This is a genomic window from Microbacterium profundi (assembly GCF_000763375.1).
GTDB lineage: Bacteria > Actinomycetota > Actinomycetes > Actinomycetales > Microbacteriaceae > Microbacterium > Microbacterium profundi.
In genome coordinates, this window is record NZ_JPSY01000001.1 from 1961970 (window position 1) to 1983108 (window position 21139).

Annotated in this window: 19 protein-coding genes; 10 read left to right on the forward strand and 9 right to left on the reverse strand. The window is 68.3% G+C overall.

Features of this window, described 5'->3' with window-relative positions; all coding sequences use genetic code 11:
- Positions 1–2 precede the first annotated feature (2 nt).
- The 4 genes from JF52_RS0109390 (at position 3) to JF52_RS0109405 (ending at position 3940) form a co-directional block, all read left to right on the forward strand.
- On the forward strand, positions 3–1052 hold the full coding sequence (locus tag JF52_RS0109390) for a lipoyl protein ligase domain-containing protein (protein WP_033105920.1): 1050 nt from the start codon (positions 3–5) through the stop codon (positions 1050–1052).
- Positions 1031–2005, forward strand: a complete 975-nt coding sequence (locus tag JF52_RS0109395; RefSeq protein WP_052166865.1) for a DNA-methyltransferase — start codon at positions 1031–1033, stop codon at positions 2003–2005. The genes JF52_RS0109390 and JF52_RS0109395 overlap by 22 nt, the downstream gene beginning before the upstream one ends.
- A gap of 179 nt (positions 2006–2184) precedes the next feature.
- A complete protein-coding gene (manD, locus tag JF52_RS0109400) occupies positions 2185–3423 on the forward strand; it encodes a D-mannonate dehydratase ManD (protein ID WP_033105921.1) in 1239 nt (412 codons plus the stop codon).
- Positions 3413–3940: a gluconokinase gene (locus JF52_RS0109405; RefSeq protein ID WP_033105922.1), complete on the forward strand. Its 528-nt coding sequence runs from the start codon at positions 3413–3415 to the stop codon at positions 3938–3940. The genes manD and JF52_RS0109405 overlap by 11 nt, the downstream gene beginning before the upstream one ends.
- A gap of 174 nt (positions 3941–4114) precedes the next feature.
- On the opposite strand, the gene JF52_RS0109410 is transcribed toward JF52_RS0109405, so the two are convergent.
- Positions 4115–5581, reverse strand: coding sequence for a carboxylesterase/lipase family protein (locus tag JF52_RS0109410; RefSeq protein WP_033105923.1), 1467 nt, complete (start codon positions 5579–5581; stop codon positions 4115–4117).
- Between the two features lie 113 nt (positions 5582–5694).
- Here JF52_RS0109410 and JF52_RS0109415 point away from each other — a divergent pair, with 113 nt between their 5' ends.
- The 3 genes from JF52_RS0109415 to JF52_RS0109425 are packed head-to-tail and all read left to right on the forward strand — an operon-like array spanning position 5695 to position 9130.
- Positions 5695–6834: an ROK family transcriptional regulator gene (locus JF52_RS0109415; protein WP_033105924.1), complete on the forward strand. Its 1140-nt coding sequence runs from the start codon at positions 5695–5697 to the stop codon at positions 6832–6834.
- Positions 6831–7757 (forward strand): polysaccharide deacetylase family protein, encoded by a 927-nt coding sequence (locus tag JF52_RS0109420; protein ID WP_033105925.1) that lies wholly within the window; start codon positions 6831–6833, stop codon positions 7755–7757. The genes JF52_RS0109415 and JF52_RS0109420 overlap by 4 nt, the downstream gene beginning before the upstream one ends.
- A 32-nt stretch (positions 7758–7789) precedes the next feature.
- Entirely contained in the window at positions 7790–9130 is a 1341-nt protein-coding gene (locus JF52_RS0109425; RefSeq protein WP_033105926.1) for an MFS transporter, read from the forward strand.
- 188 nt (positions 9131–9318) lie between these two features.
- On the opposite strand, the gene galE is transcribed toward JF52_RS0109425, so the two are convergent.
- Complete coding sequence (galE, locus tag JF52_RS0109430) at positions 9319–10296, reverse strand: UDP-glucose 4-epimerase GalE (protein WP_033105927.1); 978 nt, start codon at positions 10294–10296, stop codon at positions 9319–9321.
- A 254-nt stretch (positions 10297–10550) separates the two neighbouring features.
- On the opposite strand from galE, the gene JF52_RS0109435 reads away from it, so the two are divergent.
- Entirely contained in the window at positions 10551–12116 is a 1566-nt protein-coding gene (locus tag JF52_RS0109435; RefSeq protein WP_033105928.1) for a nucleobase:cation symporter-2 family protein, read from the forward strand.
- Positions 12117–12230: 114 nt separating this feature from the next.
- On the opposite strand, the gene galK is transcribed toward JF52_RS0109435, so the two are convergent.
- Positions 12231–13427 carry a galactokinase gene (gene galK, locus JF52_RS0109440; protein ID WP_033105929.1) on the reverse strand — a complete coding sequence of 399 codons (1197 nt, stop codon included), beginning with the start codon at positions 13425–13427 and terminating at the stop codon, positions 12231–12233.
- Positions 13424–14515, reverse strand: a complete 1092-nt coding sequence (galT, locus tag JF52_RS0109445) for a galactose-1-phosphate uridylyltransferase (protein WP_234001375.1) — start codon at positions 14513–14515, stop codon at positions 13424–13426. The genes galK and galT overlap by 4 nt, the downstream gene beginning before the upstream one ends.
- Positions 14516–14782: 267 nt before the next feature.
- Here galT and JF52_RS0109450 point away from each other — a divergent pair, with 267 nt between their 5' ends.
- Positions 14783–15778: a LacI family DNA-binding transcriptional regulator gene (locus JF52_RS0109450; protein ID WP_033106543.1), complete on the forward strand. Its 996-nt coding sequence runs from the start codon at positions 14783–14785 to the stop codon at positions 15776–15778.
- Positions 15779–15804: 26 nt separating this feature from the next.
- Here the strand turns inward: JF52_RS0109450 and JF52_RS18015 are convergent, their stop codons facing one another.
- The 3 genes from JF52_RS18015 to pgm form a co-directional block, all read right to left on the reverse strand.
- Positions 15805–16107, reverse strand: a complete 303-nt coding sequence (locus JF52_RS18015) for a hypothetical protein (protein ID WP_374058527.1) — start codon at positions 16105–16107, stop codon at positions 15805–15807.
- A complete protein-coding gene (locus JF52_RS17790) occupies positions 16098–16382 on the reverse strand; it encodes a hypothetical protein (RefSeq protein ID WP_033105931.1) in 285 nt (94 codons plus the stop codon). Before JF52_RS17790 ends, JF52_RS18015 begins: the two co-directional genes overlap by 10 nt.
- A 358-nt stretch (positions 16383–16740) precedes the next feature.
- Positions 16741–18402, reverse strand: coding sequence for a phosphoglucomutase (alpha-D-glucose-1,6-bisphosphate-dependent) (pgm, locus tag JF52_RS0109460; protein WP_033105932.1), 1662 nt, complete (start codon positions 18400–18402; stop codon positions 16741–16743).
- A gap of 74 nt (positions 18403–18476) precedes the next feature.
- Here pgm and pheA point away from each other — a divergent pair, with 74 nt between their 5' ends.
- Entirely contained in the window at positions 18477–19427 is a 951-nt protein-coding gene (gene pheA / locus JF52_RS0109465; protein WP_033105933.1) for a prephenate dehydratase, read from the forward strand.
- A gap of 285 nt (positions 19428–19712) precedes the next feature.
- Here pheA and JF52_RS0109470 read toward each other — a convergent pair whose 3' ends face one another.
- Both JF52_RS0109470 and JF52_RS0109475 read right to left on the reverse strand, forming a co-directional pair.
- Positions 19713–19940, reverse strand: a complete 228-nt coding sequence (locus JF52_RS0109470) for a methyltransferase (protein WP_235272352.1) — start codon at positions 19938–19940, stop codon at positions 19713–19715.
- Between the two features lie 89 nt (positions 19941–20029).
- A complete protein-coding gene (locus tag JF52_RS0109475) occupies positions 20030–21085 on the reverse strand; it encodes an LLM class flavin-dependent oxidoreductase (protein WP_033105934.1) in 1056 nt (351 codons plus the stop codon).
- Positions 21086–21139 lie beyond the last annotated feature (54 nt).

The following is a 21139-nucleotide window of genomic DNA, read 5'->3' on the forward strand; positions in this document are numbered from 1 at the left end:
TCGTGCATGGTGAGTACAAGGTCCCCGGTGGAAAGCTCGTCGTCGTCGATCTCGAGGTCGAGGACGGTCGACTGACCGACTTCCGCCTCGCCGGCGATTTCTTCCTCGAACCAGACAGCGCTCTCGAAGACATCAACGCGGCGGTCAACGGACTGCCTGTCGAGACGGATGCCACGGCCATCGCCGCGGCGGTCCGCGAGGCGCTGCCCGCGGGGGCCCAGCTGCTCGGCTTCAACCCCGAATCGGTCGGCACCGCCGTGCGCCGCGCACTCGTCACTGCTCCGGGCTGGCGCGACTTCGATTGGGAGATCGTGCACGAGAAAGCCGTCTCGCCGCGCATGAATCTCGCGCTCGACGAGGTGCTCACGTCCCGCGTCGGCGAGGGCCGTCGCCGGCCGACGTTGCGGATCTGGGAGTGGGACGAGTCGGCCGTCGTGATCGGCTCTTTCCAGTCGTACCGCAATGAAGTCGATCCCGAAGGCGCCGCCAAGCACGGCTTCGACGTCGTCCGACGCATCTCCGGCGGCGGGGCGATGCTCATGGCGGCCGGTCAGATCATCACCTATTCGCTGTACGTGCCGGCATCCCTCGTGCAGGGCCTGACGTTCGCCGATTCCTACGCGTTCCTCGACGACTGGGTACTGCAGGCCTTGAAGTCGGTCGGTATCGACGCGACCTACCAGCCGCTCAACGACATCGCGAGCCCCACCGGTAAGATCGGCGGGGCGGCGCAGAAGCGCCTCGCGAACGGTGGCGTGCTGCACCACGCGACGATCTCCTACGACATCGACGGCCAGGTCATGACCGAGGTGCTGCGCATCGGACGCGAGAAGCTCAGCGACAAGGGCACCACCTCCGCTGCGAAACGCGTCGATCCGCTGCGCACGCAGACCGGCCTCAGCCGGGCCGAGATCATCGAGATCTTCAAGGCGACTTTCCGATCGCTGACGGATGCCGAGGACGGTGCGATCACCGCCGACGAGTATGCCGATGCCGAGGCCCTAGTGGAGTCGAAGTTCTCGACCGACGCATGGCTGCACCGCGTACCGTGACAGTCTCTCATCCGGTCCCTGAGCCTGTCGAAGGATCCGTCTCGATCATCCAGGGCGACAACCTCGCGATCGCGAAGACGCTGCCCTCGGCATCCTTCACGCTCGTCTATCTCGACCCGCCGTTCAATACGGGCCGCGCGCAGAATCGCCAGGTCGTGACCGCCCGTCGCGCGTTCACAACTCCTCAAGAACCGACCGAACTCGTGGGTTCAGATGCCGAAACCGGTGAATCTGTTGAGGCTTCGAGGAATTCTGAACAGCAGGCGCGGAAGGAAATCCGGAACGGCTTCCACGGGCACGCTTACGAGCGCGTGCGCGGCATGCTGCGCAGCTACGACGACAGCTTCGATGACTACGGCGACTTCCTCATGCCCAGACTCGAGGAGGCCTGGCGCCTGCTCGCCGAAGACGGCACGCTCTACCTGCATCTCGATTACCGCGAGGCGCACTACGCCAAGGTGATGCTCGACGCCGTGTTCGGGCGCGACTGCTTCCTCAACGAACTCATCTGGGCCTACGACTACGGCGCCAAGTCCCGTAGGCGCTGGCCGACCAAGCACGACACGATCCTCGTCTACGTGAAGACGCCGGGTGGGCACGTCTTCAACTCCGACGACATCGACCGCGAGCCGTACATGGCGCCAGGGCTCGTCACCGCTGAGAAGGCGGCGCGCGGCAAGCTGCCCACCGACGTCTGGTGGCACACGATCGTGCCGACGACGGGGCGCGAGAAGACCGGCTATCCGACTCAGAAGCCCGAGGGCATCATCCGCCGGATCGTGCAGGCCTCGAGCAGGCCGGGTGACCGGGTGCTCGACCTCTTCGCCGGCAGCGGCACGACAGGGGCGGTGGCATCCGCCCTCGGCCGCGAAGCCGTGCTCGTCGACGACAACCCGGAAGCCGTGCACGTCATGACGCAGCGGATGCCGCACGCCGAGGTCACGACCTTCTGAGCACCCTGCCGTCCTGAAGTTCCAGGACGTCGTCCACGGCGGTGAACTCCGCGACGTCGTGCGTCACGGCGAGCACCATCATCGCGCTGCTCGCGCAGAGCTTCATCGACACCGATATTGTGGCAAGGGCCTCTCACACCGTCGACTTCACTGAGAACTGACCCATTCCAGGAGGAACCATGATCATCGACAAGGCTGAAGTCATCGTCACCAGCCCGGGGCGCAACTTCGTGACGTTGCGACTGACGACGGACGAGGGGCACGTGGGCATCGGCGATGCCACTCTGAACGGCCGCGAGCTCGCAGTGGTGAGCTACCTCAGGGACCACGTCGTGCCGCTGCTGATCGGCCGCGACGCGCACCGCATCGAGGACACCTGGCAGTTCCTGTACCGCTCGGCGTACTGGCGTCGGGGCCCGGTGACGATGGCGGCGATCGCATCGGTCGACATGGCGCTGTGGGACATCAAGGGCAAGGCCGCGGGGATGCCGGTATACCAGTTGCTCGGCGGTGCGAGCCGTACCGGGCTGATGGCATACGGCCACGCATCCGGTAAGAGCCTGCCCGAACTGTTCGACTCGATCCGCTCGCACCAGGAGCAGGGATACCGCTCCATTCGCGTGCAGACCGGCGTGCCGGGCCTGAAGGCGATCTACGGCATCGCGTCGCAGGCCGCCGACACCGCCGATGGCAGCATCCGCTACGACCACGAGCCGGCCCGTCGCGGCGCGACTCCGACCGAGGAGGACTGGGACACCCGCGCGTACATGCGTCATCTGCCCGGCGTCTTCGAGGCCGTGCGCAACGAGTTCGGCCCCGAGCTGCCACTGCTGCACGACGGACACCACCGGATGACGCCGATCCAGGCCGCACGCCTCGGCAAGGACCTCGAGCCCTACGACCTGTTCTGGCTCGAGGACTGCACGCCGGCCGAGAACCAGGAGGCGCTGCGTCTGGTGCGTCAGCACACGACCACTCCGCTGGCCATCGGTGAGATCTTCAACACGGTGTGGGACTTCAAGGACCTGATCCGCGAGCAGCTGATCGACTACGTCCGCGGCGCTGTCACCCACATGGGCGGGATCTCGGCGTTGAAGAAGACGCTGGACTACGCGGCCCAGTACCAGATCAAGTCCGGCATGCACGGACCGACCGACATCTCGCCGGTCGGCATGGCCGCCGCGATGCACCTCGGGCTCAGCATCCACAACTTCGGGATCCAGGAGTACATGCAGCACTCCGCCCAGACGAACGAGGTCTTCCAGCAGTCCTTCACCTGGGAGAACGGCATGCTGCACCCGGGTGACCAGCCGGGCCTCGGCGTCACTCTCGACGTCGACGAGGCGGGCAAGTACCCGTACGAGCAGGCGTACCTGCCGTACAACCGCCTTGCTGACGGAACCGTTCATGACTGGTGAGGCGGGAGCGGGCGAGCCCCTGATCTGCGTCATGGGAGTCTCGGCCGCGGGCAAGTCCACGGTCGGGATCGCACTGGCTTCCGCGCTCGGCGTGAGTTTCGAAGACGCCGACCCGCTGCACTCCGAAGCCAACCGCGCGAAGATGAACGCGGGGACGCCACTGACCGACGAGGACCGCTGGTCGTGGCTCGATGCGGTGGGCGGCCGGTTCGCCGCCCACGAGAGCGATGGTCTCGTCCTGGCCTGCAGTGCACTGCGTCGCGCCTACCGGGATCGCATCCGTGCGGCCGCGCCCGACGTGCTCTTCGTGCACCTGCACGGCTCGAGGGAGCTGCTCGGCAGTCGCGCGGCCGCGCGGACGGGCCACTTCATGCCGCCCGCGCTCCTCGAATCGCAGCTCGCGACGCTGGACGAGCTCGAGCCCGACGAGGCAGGCATGGTCGTCGTGGTCGACAAGACGCCGGAGGAGATCGTGCGCGAGATCCTCGACCGCCTCGGCGTGGCCTCGACTCGCTGACTGAAGCCTCGGGGTCGCCTCGATTCGCTAACTGAAGCGTCGGGGTCGCCCCGATTCGCTGACTGAAGCGTCGGGGTCGCCCGATTCGCTGAAGAAAGAACAGTTTCGGGGCTTCAGGTCGCCCGGAAGCCCCGAAACTGTTCTTCCATCAGCAGTGCGGATGATGGGGCGGCCTCACAGCAGCGCGAGCACGCTGTCGTACGCATCCTCGGCCACCTCGGCCCTGTCGCCGTCGAACACCCGCGCGATGCCGGGCGCCGTCGACCAGGCCGGCCAGCCCGGATCCCCATCCGTGATGAAGCGCACGGCAGCCGAGTGCATCTCGTCGGCGAGTGACTGGGGCGGATGGGGCCCCGCGAGGGCATCCACCCGCTCCCGGTCGAGACCGTCGAACCAGAACGGCACGTCGAGGCAGTGGCACGCCCAGCCCTTGGTGGGGGAGACCCAGCTGAACCGGTACGCCCAGGTCGCGGCATCCGCGCCGCTCCTGGCCTCGGCAACGCGGGGAACGACGATGCGGAAGATGTGGTCGCTGATGTAGCGGCCGACCATCGCCGCGGTGCCGAGAGCGCGCTGCGGCCCGTTCGCCTCGAGGTAGGCGCGCCGCGCGTTGCGATCGCGGAGGAACGAACGCAGCAGCAGTGCCGCCGGGATCAGGCGCAGAGCGTTGCGCTCGCGCTCGGCGACCATCGTGAACTCGTCATCCGCGGCACCGAGCAGCAGTGGCTTGTCGCTGCCGATCCCCGCGCGCAGGGCGTCGACGGTCGGTCGCGCGATGAGTTCGCCGTCGACCATGGGCCCCCAGGACAGACCGTTCACGAGCTGATCTGTCATCGCAGCCAACCCCCGTTTGGCGCTCGCGGCCTTGCCCTGCAGACCGTGCAGCACGGCCTCGTCGACGGAGCGGAAGCCGTCGACATCGGCGGCGACGCCGGCGAGGGCAGCCAGCCGTGTCGAGCGCGCCCGCGCCTCGCCCAGCGGCACATCCGCCAGCGCGCCCGAGATCGAGAGCGCCCGATGGAACAGGTGCTGTGCCGACGGCATCCCGAGCAATGCCAGCACTGCACCGCCGCCCGCGGACTGCCCGCCGATCGTCACGCGGTTCGGGTCGCCGCCGAACGCCGAGATGTTCTGCTGCACCCATTCGAGAGCGGCGATCCAGTCGAGCACGCCGCGGTTGTGGGGCGCGCCCTCGATGAAGCCGAACCCGTCGAAGCCGAGCCGGTACGAGATCGACACCGTCACGACGCCGTCGCGATTGAAGGTGCTGCCGTCGTACCAGGGGCTCGCGGGGGAGCCCTCGGTGTAGCCGCCGCCGTGGATCCACACGAGCACCGGCAGCGACGCGTCCAGTGAAGGCGTGAAGACATTCACGTTCAGGGTGCTCTCGCCGGCGATCGCGGGCTCGGGGATGAGCGTGTCGGTGCCCGTCCTGCGCAGCGCGGTGGCGCCGTACTCGGTGGCGTCGCGCACGTCGGTCCACGGCTCGGGTGGCGCGGGCGCCGCATATCGGAGGTCGCCGATGGGCGCTCGGGCGAACGGGATGCCGAGGAAGGCTGCGGATGCCGCGGGCGTGCCGTGGCCGCGCCAGACGCCGCGCACGCGGCCGGAAGCAGTGCTGGCGGTGGGCGATTCGGTCACGACTAGAGAGTATCGGGGTGCTCAGGATCTTCTTCCGGCAGGTGCGACACGAAGTGTCGCTTTCGAAGACACGCCGTGCAATACTGTCCCCCGATGATGCACGAGGAAACGTTGTGACCAAACCTCTGGCCGGTCCGCAGACCCTGCTGCGAACGCTGAATACGAGAGCGATCCTGGAGGCGTTGGCACGACGCGGGCCGTTGACTCGCGCGGAGCTGATGGGCGAGACCGGGCTGTCGCGGACAGCCGTCACCCAGGTCCTGTGGATGCTCGACGCTGGGCACGCCGTAGCAACCGCTGGGGTGGACCGAGCCACGCGCGGTCCGGCGGCGACCCGGGTCTCCCTCCACCCAGGGCTCGGATTCGCGGCTGCCGTGCACGTCGATCACGCCTCGATGCACGTCACCCTCGTCGACCCGACCGGTGCAGTACGCGCCCAGAGCGAGGCGCCGCTCGGCCACGTCGAAGAGCGGGCCGCCGACATCGCAGCACTGATCGCCGAGTGCCGACGCGCCGTGCAGGGTCCGCTGCGACAGGTCGTCGTCGCGATGCCGGGGATCGTCACGCCCGACGGCGAGATCAGAGACGACCAGGGACCGGACGGCGGCGCGTTCCGCGCAGCTCTCGTGGCCCATCTCGACTGTCCCGTTCGCATCGAGAACGATGTCAACCTCGCCGCGCTCGCCGAATCGGACAACGGCGTCGGGCAGGATCTCTCGAGCTTCACCCTCCTCATGATCGACCAGGGTCTCGGCGCCGGCACCGTGCTCGACGGGGTGCTGCGCCGCGGCGCGGCCGGCATCGCGGGCGAGGTGCAGTACGTCCCGCAACCACCGGTGCCGATCGGCGTCCCTGTGCTCAACGACGATGTCGTGAGTGATCTCGCCCTCTTGCACGGCAGGGATCCGTCCGACCCGCTGCCGGTGCACCTCGACGCCTGTGCCGAAGGCGACACCGCGGCGAAGGCGATCGTCGATGAACTGGCCAGACGCCTCGTCATCGTCGCGGGCAGCGTCACACTGGTGATCGATCCGGAGGCGTTCGTCCTCGCCGGTCATGCGACGCATCCGTGTTTCGTGGCCGCAGTCGACCGTGCCGCCGATGCGCTGTCGCATCTGCTCGCAATGCGATTCGTCCCCTCGGCGTTCGGACGAGAGGCGACGATGGTCGGCGCGATCGGTCAGGCGGCATCCGCCCTTCGCGAATCTATGTTCGCCAGGTTCGCCTCAATCGGCGGCATGGTCGCCCGATGACGGCGCCATCGGATCTCACCACCCGACTCGGACTCGGCGGCGAAGCGCGCGCGATCATCCTCAACGCGGATGACTTCGGCATGTGCCACGCGGCGAACGAGGCGATCACCGAGCTGCTGGTCGCCGGTCACCTCGATTCATCGACGGTCATGCTGCCGTGCGCATGGGCGCCGGAAGCGCTCCAGTTCGCGGCTGCGCATCCCGATGCGAGCGTGGGCGTGCACCTCGTGCTCACCAGCGAGTGGAGCCGCTATCGCTGGCGCCCGCTCACAGGTACGGCGACGAGCCTCGTCGACCGCGACGGCTACTTCCCGACCGAGGTGCGAAGCGTGGAAGAGCGCGCTTCGGTGCAAGACGCCTCGGCTGAACTCGGCGCTCAGATCGACGCCGCGCTCGCAGCCGGCGTCGATGTCACGCATCTCGACAACCACATGGGCTCCGTCTACGGGCTGTACACGGGGAGGGATTTCCTCGGCCCCGTGTTCGATCTCGCCGCCCGGCACGGGCTTCCGTTCCGGCTGCCACGGGTCGCCGACGGCATCGGGATCGACACGGCGATGCAGCCTGCGCTCGATCGTGCCACGGCCGCCGCAGACGCCGCCGGGATCGTCATCCTCGACCGCCTGTGGACGCATCCGTTCGAGTTGGCGGGCGAGGGCACCGGCGACGAGGAGACGTACGAGCAGATCCGCGACGGTTTCTTGGCGCTGCTGCGCGCCGTGCCCGCCGGGGTGACCGAGATCTATCTGCATCCGATGGTCGACGGGCACGAGCTGCGCGCGGCGGTCGACTACGGCGCGGCGAAACGCGGTCACGAGCGGCGGCTGCTCGCCGATCCACTCGTCCACGAGACCATCGAGAAGGAGGGACTCATCCGGATAAGCTGGCGTGCGCTGCGCAGTGTGCAACGCAACATGGTCTGACGCAACGTGCAGCGCCGACAGGAGCCTTAGCGATGAGCCTTGCAGCGCGTATCCGCGACCGTCGACTGGATGCTGCGCCCACCCGCGCCCAGCCCGTCGCATTCGGAGCATCCGGGTTCCCGATCCAGTTGATGGCGCAGACCTTCTCGGCCTTCGTCGTCTATTTCTACGTCGCCCATCTCGCCGTGCCGGCCGAGTGGGTGGCCGTGGCGATGATCGCGCACGGCATCCTGAACGCCCTGCTCAATCCGCTGGTCGGTGCGCTGTCCGACCGGATCCGCACGCCGTGGGGACGCCGGATCCCTTGGATCGGACTCGGAATCGTGCCGCTCGTGGTCGCGTTCGCGCTGATCTGGATGCCGCCGGCGCTGTCCGCCGGTGGCCTGATCGCCTGGTTCCTCATCGTCGTCGCCGTGTACGACATCGCCTTCGTGGTGGTCGTGCTGAACATCTCTGCGCTGTTCCCGGAGATCTTCCGCACGACGGCCGAGCGCTCGCGAGGAAACGTGCCGCGGCAGGTGTTCGCGATCGTCGGGATGATCCTCGGCACGGCCGGTGCTCCGCTGCTGTACGACAGCATCGGGTGGTCGGGCATGGCGATCGCGCTGGGCTTCGTGTGCCTGGTGCTGTTCGTCTGGTCCTTCGCCGGCGGGATGCTGGAGCGACGAGGAGAGGTCGTCGCGGGCGAGACGCAGATGCGGTGGGCGGATCAGCTGCGCTACACCTTCGCTAATCGCGCATTTGTGCCGTACGTGCTCGGGTCGCTGTTCGTGCAGACGGCGATCGCCGTGATCCTCGCCGCGCTCCCCTTCTACGTGCGGTACTCGCTGCACGCAGCGGAAGGGGAGAGCAGCATCCTGCTCGCCGTGATCTTCGTCGTCGCGATCCCGGCGATCCTGCTGTGGAGCAGGGTCGTTCAGGTCACGTCGCCGCGGACGGCGGTGCTGTGGGCCGTCGGGGTGTTCGCCGTCGCGGTGCTGGGGTATCTGGTGCCCTCTTCCGTGCTCGGTGCCGCTCTGGTGGGCGTCGCGGTGGGCGTCGGCGTCGGCGGGCTGCTGCAGCTTCTCGAAGTCGTGCTCTCGCAGATCATCGACGACGATGCCGCGCGTACCGGGCACCGTCGCGAGGGTGTGTATTTCGGCGTGAACGGTTTCGTCGTGCGCGGATCGGTGGTGCTGCAGGCGATCGTCGCCGCGTGGGTGCTGAATGCGAGCGGTTTCGACGCCGCGCTCGGCGACGCCCAGCCGGATGCCGTGGACGGCGGCATCCGGATCATGCTGGCCGTCGTGCCGATGGGCTTCACCGCACTGGCGTGGGTGTGCTTCTACCTGTATCCGATCCGCGCGCGGGATCTCGTCACAGTTTCGGGGTGAGGCCGGGCGCCGCTGCCGGGAGGTGGCGCGTGTGGTCGCTTCCGGGCCACGGAGGCGGTACCAAGGACCACCTCGTGCTGGCGCCTCTGCCGGGAGGTGGCGCGTGTGGCCGCTTTGGGACCACGGAGGCGGCACCAAGGAGCACCTCGTGGGTCAGGGGCGAAGCGTCTTGACGTGGCGGCGCTCGTTCAGGATGCCGCGCGCCGCGCTTCCCAGCCCGTGCGGACCATCTCGTCGACGGAGTAGCGCATCTTCCAGTCCAGGTCGCGGGCGGCGAGCTCGCCGGTGGCCACGATGCGGTCGGGATCGCCTGCGCGGCGGGGGCCGATCTCAGGCGTAAAGTCGATGCCGGTGACGCGCACCATCGCATCCATGATCTGCTTCACGCTCAGGCCGTCGCCGGATCCGAGGTTGTAGGCGGCTTCGATCGACGCGCCGGATGCCAGGCGCTTGGCAGCCTCGACGTGCGCGGCCGCGATGTCGCCGACGTGCACGTAGTCGCGCACGTTCGTGCCGTCTTCCGTGGCGTAGTCGTCACCGTTGATCCGCGGAGTCCTGCCCGCCAGCAGCGCCTCGAAGACGATCGGGAACAGGTTGTGCGGACTGACGTCGTAAACGCTCTCATCGGCGGACCCGACGACATTGAAGTAGCGCAGCGAGGTGTGGCGCAGCGGATGTTCGGACTCGGCCGTCGCGATCGCCTGATCGCGCAGCATCCACTCGCCGATCAGTTTCGACTCGCCGTACGGGCTCGCGGGCTTCTTCTCGGTCTCCTCGACGACGAGCGGCACGTCAGGCGTGCCGAACACCGCGGCCGAAGAGGAGAAGACGATGTTGCTGACGCCGGCGGCTTCGCACGCCAGGAGGATCACGCGCGTGCCCTCGACGTTCTGCGCGTAGGTGTGCAGCGGACGCTGCACCGAGACGCCCGCGTATTTGAACCCGGCGACGTGGATGACGCCTTCGGCCCGGTGGTCACGAAGCGCCTTCTCGACCAGGTCGCGATCGAGGATGCTGCCCTGCACGAACGGCACGCCCTCCGGCACGAACGAAGCGACCCCGCTGGACAGGTCATCCAGCACGACCGGGGCGAGCCCGGCATCCGCGAGTGCACGCACGACGTGCGCTCCGATGTAGCCGGCTCCGCCGGTGACGATCCAGGACATGTGGCTCCTTCCGGGCATCCCGCCGATGCGCCTGTGTAATCCTCGCAGATCGGCCGTCGCCGGCGTGCGCGATCCGGGCGCCGAGGATGAGGTCGCGGGCCGCCTCGCCGCCCGGCCGCCGCACAGCAGCGCTCGCACGCTGGCACGCCTCGATATTCGGTGCTAGCATCGCCGCTATCGCAGTTGCGGAAATCGGATTCCACGATTCGGAAACAACCGCGAATCCATGACAGACAACCTCAACGGAGAGATCAATGTCGAGAACGCCCAGAATCCGCCGACCCGAAGACGAGAGGCTCCGCCTCGGTCCCACTTTCGCCTACGGACTGCAGCATGTGCTGACGATGTATGGCGGGATCATCGCTGTGCCGCTCATCATCGGCAACGCCGCCGGCCTCGCCCCGGCGGAGATCGGCCTGCTCATCGCATCGTGCCTGTTCATCGGCGGACTCGCCACGATCCTGCAGTCGTGGGGTGTTCCGTTCTTCGGATCGCAGCTGCCGCTCGTGCAGGGCGTCTCGTTCTCGGGCGTCGCGACCATGACCGCGATCCTCGCCGCGGGCGAGGGACTGCCCGGTGTGTTCGGCGCCGTGATCGCGGCATCCGTCGCCGGACTGATCGTCGCGCCGTTCTTCGCGATGATCGTGCGGTTCTTCCCACCCGTCGTGACCGGCACCGTGATCACGACGATCGGGCTCACGCTGATGCCGGTCGCGGCGAGCTGGGCGATGGGCGGCACGTCGCCCGAGGATCCGATGTGGGGCAGTCTGCAGAACATCGGCCTGGCGATGGGAACCCTGCTCGTCGTGCTCGTGCTGAGCAAGGTCGCGTCTCCCACGGTCTCGCGCCTCGCGATCCTCATCTCGATCGTGCTCGGCACTGTGTTCGCCGGGATCGTCGGCTGGGCCGACTTCTCGAACATCGCAGACGGCGGCATCGTGGCTCTGCCACAGCCCTTCGCGTTCGGGTTGCCCACGTTCGGAGTCGCCAGCATCATCTCGATGTTCATCGTGATCATCGTCACGATGACCGAGACCACGGCAGACATCATCGCAGTCGGTGAGATCGTCGGCACGAAGGTCGATTCCAAGCGCATCGCCAACGGCTTGCGCGCCGACATGATCTCGTCCGCCGTCGCCCCGGTCTTCAACTCGTTCACGCAGTCGGCGTTCGCGCAGAACGTCGGACTCGTCGCGATCACCGGAGTGAAGTCCCGGTTCGTCGTGAGCGCAGGCGGCGTGATCCTCGTCGTGCTCGGGCTGCTGCCGATCGTCGGCGGGCTGGTGGCTGCCGTGCCGCCGCCCGTGCTCGGCGGTGCGGGCATCGTGCTGTTCGGATCGGTCGCGGCCGCCGGCGTGCGGACGCTCGCGAAGGTGAACTACGAGGGCAACATGAACATGGTGATCGTCGCCGTCTCACTGGGTTTCGGCGTGATCCCCGTGGTCATGCCCGGCTTCTACGACGCCCTGCCGAGCTGGGTGGGCATCATCCTGCACTCCGGCATCTCTTCCGCGGCAATCATGGCGGTGCTGCTGAACCTGCTCTTCAACCATCTCGGCGGGAAGTCGGCCGAGCGTTCGGCGTTCATCCCTGGGACCGGACGGGTCATCCGCGAGGAGGACCTCGCCCGCCTCATCGCGAACGAGACCCTCTTCGACGGCGACACGATCAAGGACGGCAAGATCCTGGATGCTGACGGCGAAGAGGTCCCCGTCGTCACTGCCTCGCAGGAAGTGGTGATCACCGACGGGATCAAGACGGGGAAGATCCGCAGCCGGAACGACATCCGACGAGCTCTGGCCGAGGCCGACGCCGAGTAGGCCGCTCGTCGCTTCTCACGCGCGTCTATTTCTGCCGAATGTACGGTCTCGAGAGCCCGGAACGTACGCAAGGCAGAAATAGACGGGCTGGTGGCACGGCGCAGGACCGGTGGGTCAGGCGTCGCGGCGGGCCCCGGCGGAGGGCGTCACCGTGAAGAGGTGCGGAGGGATGAAACCGGATGCCGCGAAGGCGGCGGTCACAGCATCCGACACCGTCTGCACGGCAGCCTGCTCGATCAGAGCGATCGCTGCACCGCCGAAGCCGCCGCCGGTCATGCGAGCACCGATGGCACCAGCAGACAGTGCCGCCTCGACCGCCGTGTCGAGTTCCGCGACCGAGATCTCGAAGTCGTCGCGCATCGAAGCGTGCGATGCGACGAGCAGATCGCCGATCGCCCTGGCACCGCTCTCGCGCAGCGTCTTGACCGTATCGAGCACCCTCTGGTTCTCGGTCACGATGTGGCGCACCCGGCGGAAGGTCACATCGTCCATGAGCTCCTCGGCGCGGGCGAGGTCGCCCATCGACACGTCTCGGAGCGACGGCACGCCCATGATCGCGGCACCGCGCTCGCACGACGCGCGCCGCTCGCGGTAGCCACCCGTCGCGTGCGAGTGCTGCACGCGGGTGTCCATGATGAGGATTGCGAGTCGCGCCTCGGCGATGCCGACCGGCACGAGGTTCGTGTCGAGCGTGCGGCAGTCGAGGAAGATCGCCGCGTCGGGCTCGCCGAGCATGGATGCCATCTGGTCCATGATCCCGGTGGGAGCCCCGACGGCCTCGTTCTCGGCGCGGCGGCCGATGCGTGCGAGTGCGGTGCGGTCGAGCCCGGCGTTCCAGAGATCGTTCAGGGCGGATGCTGTCGCCCCCTCGATCGCGGCCGACGAGGAGAGTCCAGCGCCCACAGGAACATCGGATGCGATCGCGATGTCGACGCCACAGCCCGCAGCCCCTGGGTCTGTCGAAGGGTCCGCGAGCTGCAGCGCCCAGGCCACGCCCAGCGGGTAGGCCGCCCATTCGGCGACCGCCGGCGTGGCGCCCGTCGGGGTCGGGAACAAACCCGCCAGTTCGTCGAGCGCGACCTCGACCGGTGCGTCATCGGCGAACGTCGAGGCGACGCGGATGCGCCCGTCGTCGCGCATGCCGACCGCGGCATATGTACGGTGCGGGATCGCGAACGGCAGGACGAAGCCGTCGTTGTAGTCGGTGTGTTCGCCGATCAGGTTGACGCGGCCGGGCGCCGACCAGACGCCGTCGGGAGCGTGTCCGGTGAGCTGCTCGAACAGGGCGGTGGCGTCGTCCGGAGCGGTCATGCGCCGGTTTCCTCTGCGCGTGCGATGGCCTCACGGATCCGTGCGGCGGACTGCTCCGGCGGGATCTCGGCGGTCCACGCCCACATGGCGGCCTCGGAGCCGGCGAGGAACTTCAGCTTGTCAGCGCCGCGCCGCGGGCTCGTGAGCTCCAGGTGCAGCCGCACCGAGTCGCGTCCCACGTTCACGGGAGCTTGATGCCACGCGGCGATGTACGGCGTCGGCGTGTCGTAGAGCGCGTCGATGCCGCGCAGCAGTCGCAGGTAGAGCGGGGCGAGCGCGTCGCGTTCGGCCTCCGTGGTCTCGGCGAAGTCGGCGACGTGACGGTTCGGCATGAGGTGCACCTCGACGGGCCATCGGGCGGCGAACGGCACGAAGGCCGTCCAGTGCTCGCCCTGGAGCACGATCCGCTCGGATGCCTGCTCGAACTCGAGGATCCGCTGGAACAGGTCGGGTGCCGTGCGGTCGATGCTCTCCAGCAACCGCTGGGTGCGCGGCGTGATGTACGGGTAGGAGTAGATCTGACCGTGCGGATGCGGCAGTGTGACGCCGATCGCTTCTCCGCGGTTCTCGAACGGGAAGATCTGCTGGATTCCCGGCAGTTGCGACAGCGCCGCAGTACGATCCGCCCAGGCTTCGATCACCGTGCGGGCGCGAGTGGCGGACTGAGTGCCGAAGGACCCTGCGTGGTCGGGGCTGAAGCACACGACCTCGCAGCGGCCGACCGAGGTGCGGGTGCGGCCGAGGCCGAGCGCCTCGAGGTCGTCGAGCCCGCGCGGGGGATTGCTCGCGCGGGGCGCGGCGCCCAGGGCCTCGGCGAGAGCGGGGCCGAACGCGGGGGAGCGGTTCTCGAACACGGCGACGTCGTAGAGCGACGGAACCTCTGAGGGGTTCGTCGGCGTCTGCGGTGCGAGCGGGTCGGCGTCGGCGCTGGGCATCATGACGCGGTTCTGGCGGTTCGCGGCGACTGTGATCCAGTCTCCCGTGAGCACGTCGAGGCGCATCGTCGCGGTGTCCGGGCGCGGGTCGAGGGTGCGGGCATCGACGGCGCGGTCGGTGCCCAAGACCGTGCCCGGGTCGTCGTAGTACATCAGGTCGCGGCCGTCGGCCAGCGTGGTGGAGCGTTTGATGACGCCGGCGGTGAGCTCGGTCGCGCGCAACTCCGGAGATTCTTCGATGTTCACGTAAACACGGTACCTTCCCCGCGGTGGTAACGTCAACATGCAGGAGTTGTGCACCGGGGTGCCAGGAGGGGCGTGCAGATGGACGAGTGGGATGAGCTGAATCGCCTCGCGAAAGCCGGCGCGCGCGCGTCTGGTCGTGCGTCGTCGGGGCGCGTGTCTTCCGGGCGCGTGTCGATGGCCAGTGTCGCAGGTCGCGCCGGCGTCTCGGGTCAGACTGTGTCCAGAGTCGTCAACGGCAGTCCACGTGTCGACCCCGCAACGCGGATCCGCGTCGAGAACGCGATGACAGAACTCGGCTATCGCCCGCATCGGGCTGCCAGGGCGCTGCGCACCGGCCGCACCCAGACGATCGGCCTGGTCGTGACGACTCTCGCCACCGTAGGCAATTCGCGGATGCTGCAGGCCACAGCTGAAGCGGCGGAAGAGCGTGGCTACGCGCTGCTGCTCGTCACGGCGGGTGACACTGTCGCCGAAGCTTTCGAACGCTTGCATGATCAGGGCGTCGACGGCGCGATCGTGCTGAACGAGGCGTCGGCGCTCACCCGGGCCGACGATCGGCCCGAGGGCCTTCGTCTCGTCGCCGTCGACGCGCCGGCCGCATCCGGGTTCCGCGTGGTGCACAGCGACCACGCCGGCGGCGCGGCAGCGGCGACGGGCAGGCTCCTGGCACTCGGACACGAGAACGTCTGGCATCTGGCCGGCCCCGAGGACTCGTTCGCCGCCGCGGAGCGCGAGCGCGGCTGGCGCGAGACGCTGCGCGCGGCAGGGATCACGCCGAAGTCGGTCGAACGGGGCGACTGGTCGGCCGAGTCCGGCCATGCTGCGGCCGGCGCTCTGACGCAGGCGACGGCTGTCTTCAGCGCGAACGATCAGATGGCACTCGGCCTCGTCCGCGGGTTCGAGGAGCGGGGGCGCGCCGTGCCTGATCAGGTCAGCGTGATCGGATTCGACGACGTGCCCGATGCGGCGAACTACCGCCCGCCTTTGACGACTGTTCGCCAAGACTTCAGGGCGCTCGCCGTCGCTGCCGTAGATGCGTTGGTCGCGGAGATCGAAGGCACTGGAATCGACGGTGCCGGGACCGAAGGCGCCGGTATCGCACTCGACGGCGATGCCCAGAGAATCGTCCCCACGAGCCTGATCGAGCGGAGCAGCACCAATCGGGCGTGATCCGGGCGGAACGGGGTCGATGAGCCTCAGCTCGCGGTGCCGAGCAGGGCCACGACTTCGGCATCCGTAAGTCGCCCGTCGGCGACGGCGCCGCGGAACGAGAGCGTCACGCTCGAACCGTTCGACGTGTGAGGCGGAGGGGAACCGCCAGGCGAGCCGCCGTAACCGCCGCCGACGCGCCCGTGCGTGCCCGGACTGCCGAGCTCGACCGGCTCGTCGAGCGCGCGCAGGGTCGTGCGGGTGCCGAAGGTCCACGCGCGCGGGTCGTCCGACGGAAGCAGCTGCCACGACGTGTCTTCTATGAGCAGCGTCGCACCAGTCAGAGCGATCCAGTTCGCGGTGGCGGTGAAGCGGTTGTCGGCGTGACTGCAGAGCCGTCGTCGCGAACCGCCACGATGCGCACATCGACGGCCAGATCTTCGGTGCCCCCGACGGGGGAGGTCTGGACGAAGGGCGCGTGCACTTCGCTGAACAGTGCACCGGCACGCGCGGTGCGCTCGACCCAATGCGCGATGCCGTCGACCGTGACGCGATCATCGAATTTCGTGATCGTCGCATCCGGGATACGGATGGGATCGGGCGCCCTGCGCACGGCTTCGAGCACGCGAGTTGCTCGGCGCCCCCTCCGCCATCGTTGACTGAGGTGGCGGGGCGAGGGCGATTTCGTCTCGCTCCGCTCGCTCAATCCGTTTCGTCTCGCTCCGCTCGCTCAACGTCCCGCGGGGCTGCCCTCGCTCAACGTCCCGCGGGGCTGCGTTCGCTCAACGTCCCGCGGGCTGCGTTCGCTCAACGTCCTGCGGGGCTGTGCTCGTCCAACGTCCCGCGGGGTTGCGTTCACTCAACGTCCTGCGGGGCTGTGCTCGTCCAACGTCCCGCGGAACGTGCGGGGCGTTGAGCGACGAGCGCAGCGAGGAGACGAAACGGGCTGAGCGAGCGGAGCGAGTCGAAGCCGCGACCAGCGCTCAGGCGCCGAGCGCCGCTGACACCACCGCGCGCGCCTCTTCCTGCACCTCGGCGAGGTGCTCGGCGCCGAGCAGACTCTCGGCGTACAGCTTGTAGACGTCTTCCGTGCCGGACGGCCGTGCGGCGAACCACGCGTGCTCGGTCTGCACCTTGAGCCCGCCGATCGCGGCGCCGTTGCCTGGCGCATGCGACAGCTTCGCCGTGATCTTCTCGCCCGCGAGGGTCGTGGCGGTCACGGCATCCGGCGCGAGCTTTCCGAGCGTGGCCTTCTGCTCCGGCGTCGCCGGGGCGTCGACGCGCTGATACGCGGATGATCCGAATGCCTGCTCCAGCTCGGCATAGCGCTCCGACGGGCTCTTGCCGGTGACCGCGATGATCTCCGCGGCGAGCAGGCAGAGCAGGATGCCGTCCTTGTCGGTCGACCAGACGCTCCCGTCGCGCCGCAGGAACGATGCCCCGGCCGACTCCTCGCCGCCGAACGCGACGGTGCCGTCGAGCAGCCCTGGCACGAACCACTTGAAACCCACCGGTACCTCGAGCAGGCGGCGACCGAGCGATTCGGCGACGCGGTCGATGATCATCGACGAGACGAGGGTCTTGCCGATCGCGGCATCCCTCGGCCACTCCGCCCGGTGCGAGAAGAGGTAGTCGATCGCGACGGCGAGGTAGTGGTTGGGGTTCATGAGGCCGGCATCCGGGGTGACGATCCCGTGCCGGTCGGCGTCGGCGTCGTTACCGGTGAGCACATCGAAATCCCCGCGCCGGGCGACCAGCGAGGCCATCGCGTTCGGGGACGACGGATCCATCCGGATCTTCTCGTCCCAGTCCAGCGTCATGAAACGCCACGTCGGGTCGACCTCGGGATTCACGACGGTGAGGTCGAGACCGTGCAGCTCCTTGACCAGCTGCCAGTACTCGACGGACGCTCCGCCCAGTGGGTCCGCGCCGATCCGAACGCCCGCCTTCTTGATCGCGTCGATGTCGATGATCGTCGACAGATCGCGCACGTAGGCGCCTCGGAAGTCGTAGTTGGGCAGCGAATCCCAATCGATGTCGGCGAAGCTCTTGCGCTTCACCTCTTCCAGACCGCCCTCGATCAGGGCGTTCGCCCTGTCGGCGATCCAGCCGGTCGCGTCGGTGTCTGCGGGGCCGCCGTGCGGCGGGTTGTACTTGAAACCGCCGTCGCGCGGCGGGTTGTGCGACGGCGTCACGACGATGCCGTCGGCCCGGCCCGCAGCATCCGCAGCCGATCCCTGAGCCTGTCGAAGGGCTCGGTTGTACGTGAGGATGGCGTGGCTGAGTGCGGGGGTGGGCACGTACGAATCGCGGGAGTCGACACGCAGGTCGACGTCATTGGCGATCAGCACCTCGATCGCGCTGCGCTCCGCCGGCAAGGACAGCGCATGCGTGTCGCGGCCGAGGAACAGCGGGCCGGTGATCCCCTGCGAACGGCGGTAGTCGACGATCGCCTGGGTGGTGGCGAGGATGTGCTGCTCGTTGAAGCTCTTCGACAGCGATGAGCCGCGATGCCCGCTGGTGCCGAACACCACGCGCTGTGCGGGAACCGACGGATCAGGCACGCGGTCGTAGTACGCGGCGATCAGTTCGTCGACATCGATGAGGTCACTTTCCTCCGCGGGGAGGCCGGCACGGCTCGTCATGAGTTCAGTCTGCCCCGATCTCGCTCTGCGCGCATCATCGCCACCCGGTTCTCACAGCCGATGGAAGGGCTAGGGTGAAACGCGTGACTGAACGGCGCACCTACAGCTACCTCGGACCAGCGGGAACCTTCACGGAAGCAGCACTCGACCAGGTGGCGGAGGCGTGGGGTCAGGAGCGACGGCCCGTGCTCAACGTCGGCGAGGCGCTCGCCGACGTGCTCGAGGGGCGCAGCTATGCGGCGATGATCGCGATCGAGAACTCCATCGAGGGCGGCGTCTCCACCACTCAGGATGCCCTCGCGACGCTGCCGGGGCTTCGCATCGTCGGCGAATACCTGGTGAAGGTGAACTTCGTGCTCGTCGCAGCGCCGGGCACGAAGCTCGAAGATGTGACCTCGATCGCCGCGCATCCGGTGGCCTACGCGCAGTGTCACGGATGGCTCGGCGAGCACCTGCCGCGGCACTCCCACGTCCCCGCCGCCAGCAACGTGGCATCCGCGATCGGCGTGCTCGACGGCACGCTGCCGGCCCAGGCGGCGATCGCCCCTCCAGGGATCGCCGAGCACTACGACGTCGACGTGCTCGCCTCGGAGATCGGCGACAACACCTCCGCCGTCACGCGCTTCGTGCTCGTCACTCGCACGGCCACGCCGCCGATGCCCACCGGTGCCGACAAGACGTCTCTGATCGTCGAGCTGCCCAATGACCGCCCTGGCTCCCTGCTCGAGATGCTCGAGCAGTTCTCGACCCGCGGCATCAACCTGTCGCTGATCGAGTCGCGCCCGATCGGTGACGAGCTCGGTCGATACCGGTTCGTGCTCGACGCCGACGGTCACGTGCACGACGAGCGGATGGCGGATGCCCTGCTCGGCATCCGCCGCTTCAGCCCGCGCGTCGTGTTCCTCGGGTCGTACCCTCGTGCCGATCGGCAGATCGTGCACTATCCCGACCGCTACGCCGACGACGTGTTCGTCGAGGCGCGCGACTGGCTGCGCGACCTGCTCTCCGGTGCTCCGGAGGAGTGAGGGGCGGTCGCCGCTTCGACTCGCTGCGCTCGCTCAACGCGTTTCGTCTCGCTGCGCTCGCTCAACGACCCGCGGGTGAGGAGTGAGGGGCGGTCGCCGGTTCGTCTCGCTGCGCTCGCTCAACGCGGTTCGTCTCGCTGCGCTCGCTCAACGCGGTTCGTCTCGCTGCGCTCGCTCAACGCGGTTCGTCTCGCTGCGCTCGCTCAACGCGGTTCGTCTCGCTGCGCTCGCTCAACGCGGTTCGTCTCGCTGCGCTCGCTCAACGACCCGCAAGGGTGAGCGCGTTCAGTGCTCCTGGTAGCGCGGCCAACCGCTGCCCGGGATCATGTGCGAGTACAGCGCACCCTTCGCGACTTCGAGTGACGGGTAGGTGCCGGTCTCGGCATCCGCCCCGCTCATGACGACGACGTACCCGTCATCCGAATGGCGGATGCTACCGACAACCCCGTTCGTTCCGTATGCGACCCAGAGTCCTCGGGTCTTGCTGTTCACAGACGCAGTGGTGCTCATCATCGAACTCCCTTCCGACATGGCCGGCATCGCCGACACTGCCGACGGTACCCCCGGGCCGAGAATAAGGCCAGGCCCCGGCCGAGCCGCGACTACAGCGCCGCGGCGATCAGCTCGAGGGTCTGTGCGCGACCGGCGGCGGAATCCATCGCCTCGGCTTCGTACGCGCCCGCCACCGGCGAGAGCATGACTTCGTCGACGCCGTACTTCTCGCCGAACGCGCGCACCTCGGCTGCGACCGATTCTCCGGTGCCGACGAACCATCGCTCTCGGGCCGCCTGCACGATCTGCTCTGTGGTGGCATCCGCCTCGGCGATGCCTGCGGCGATCGCCTCTTCGACCGTCTCGAGTGCGGTGAGGGGCTTGTTCAGGCGCAGGCGCGACATCATGCGCAGCTGCGGCAGGGCACGTGCCTCGGCTTCTTCGGCCGTCGGTGATGCGACGGCGTTGACGGTGAGGAAGGTGCGTGGCTCGGGGTGCGCCTCGCTGGGCTGGTAGCCGGTGCGGTAGAGATCGAGCGCACGCTCGAGACCCTGGCCGGAGAAGTGGTTCGCGAAGACATACGGAAGGCCCTGGGATGCTGCGAGCTGGGCCGAGTAATCGCTCGAGCCCAGCAGCCAGACGACGGGCGCGCCGGTCGCCGCCGGTGTCGAATGCACGGTGTACTCGCCGCCGGAGGTGAACCGCACGGTCGCGCCCTCGCCCGAGAGCAGAAGGGAGATGTCCTGCACGTAGCGCGGGAACTGCTCGACGTCGCTGGTGGTGCCCGTCGTGCGCAGCAGCTGGGTGATCACCGGGTCGCTGCCGGGGGCACGACCGAGGCCGAGATCGATGCGACCGGGCGCGATGGCCTCGAGGGCGGCGAACTGCTCGGCGACGATCAGCGGCGCGTGGTTCGGGAGCATGACACCTCCGGAACCCAGCCGCATCCGCTCGGTGCGCGATGCTGCGGCGGCGATCAGCACGGGGGGAGTGGTGGATGCCACTGCCGGCATGTTGTGGTGCTCGGCGAACCAGTATCGACGGTAGCCGAGACGGTCGGCGATCTCGGCGAGAGAGAGGGAAGCGGCGATCGCCTCCGCGCTGGTCTGGCCGGTGCGAACCGGGACGAGGTCGAGGACGGAGAGGGCGGGGGCTGCAGAAGTCATCGTGGAGTGCAACCTCGGCCATCGCGCCGGCATTCCGTCTTGGCCCATTGTCAG

Bases quoted from the DNA above. Each gene is read 5' to 3' on its own strand.
- JF52_RS0109395 (WP_052166865.1), top strand. From the start codon at position 1,031: ATGGCTGCACCGCGTACCGTGACAGTCTCTCATCCGGTCCCTGAGCCT.
- manD (WP_033105921.1), top strand. From the start codon at position 2,185: ATGATCATCGACAAGGCTGAAGTCATCGTCACCAGCCCGGGGCGCAAC.
- JF52_RS0109405 (WP_033105922.1), top strand. From the start codon at position 3,413: ATGACTGGTGAGGCGGGAGCGGGCGAGCCCCTGATCTGCGTCATGGGA.
- JF52_RS0109420 (WP_033105925.1), top strand. From the start codon at position 6,831: ATGACGGCGCCATCGGATCTCACCACCCGACTCGGACTCGGCGGCGAA.
- JF52_RS0109425 (WP_033105926.1), top strand. From the start codon at position 7,790: ATGAGCCTTGCAGCGCGTATCCGCGACCGTCGACTGGATGCTGCGCCC.
- galE (WP_033105927.1), bottom strand. From the start codon at position 10,296: ATGTCCTGGATCGTCACCGGCGGAGCCGGCTACATCGGAGCGCACGTC.
- JF52_RS0109435 (WP_033105928.1), top strand. From the start codon at position 10,551: ATGTCGAGAACGCCCAGAATCCGCCGACCCGAAGACGAGAGGCTCCGC.
- galK (WP_033105929.1), bottom strand. From the start codon at position 13,427: ATGACCGCTCCGGACGACGCCACCGCCCTGTTCGAGCAGCTCACCGGA.
- galT (WP_234001375.1), bottom strand. From the start codon at position 14,515: ATGTACTACGACGACCCGGGCACGGTCTTGGGCACCGACCGCGCCGTC.
- JF52_RS0109450 (WP_033106543.1), top strand. From the start codon at position 14,783: ATGGCCAGTGTCGCAGGTCGCGCCGGCGTCTCGGGTCAGACTGTGTCC.
- pgm (WP_033105932.1), bottom strand. From the start codon at position 18,402: ATGACGAGCCGTGCCGGCCTCCCCGCGGAGGAAAGTGACCTCATCGAT.
- JF52_RS0109470 (WP_235272352.1), bottom strand. From the start codon at position 19,940: ATGATGAGCACCACTGCGTCTGTGAACAGCAAGACCCGAGGACTCTGG.
- JF52_RS0109475 (WP_033105934.1), bottom strand. From the start codon at position 21,085: ATGACTTCTGCAGCCCCCGCCCTCTCCGTCCTCGACCTCGTCCCGGTT.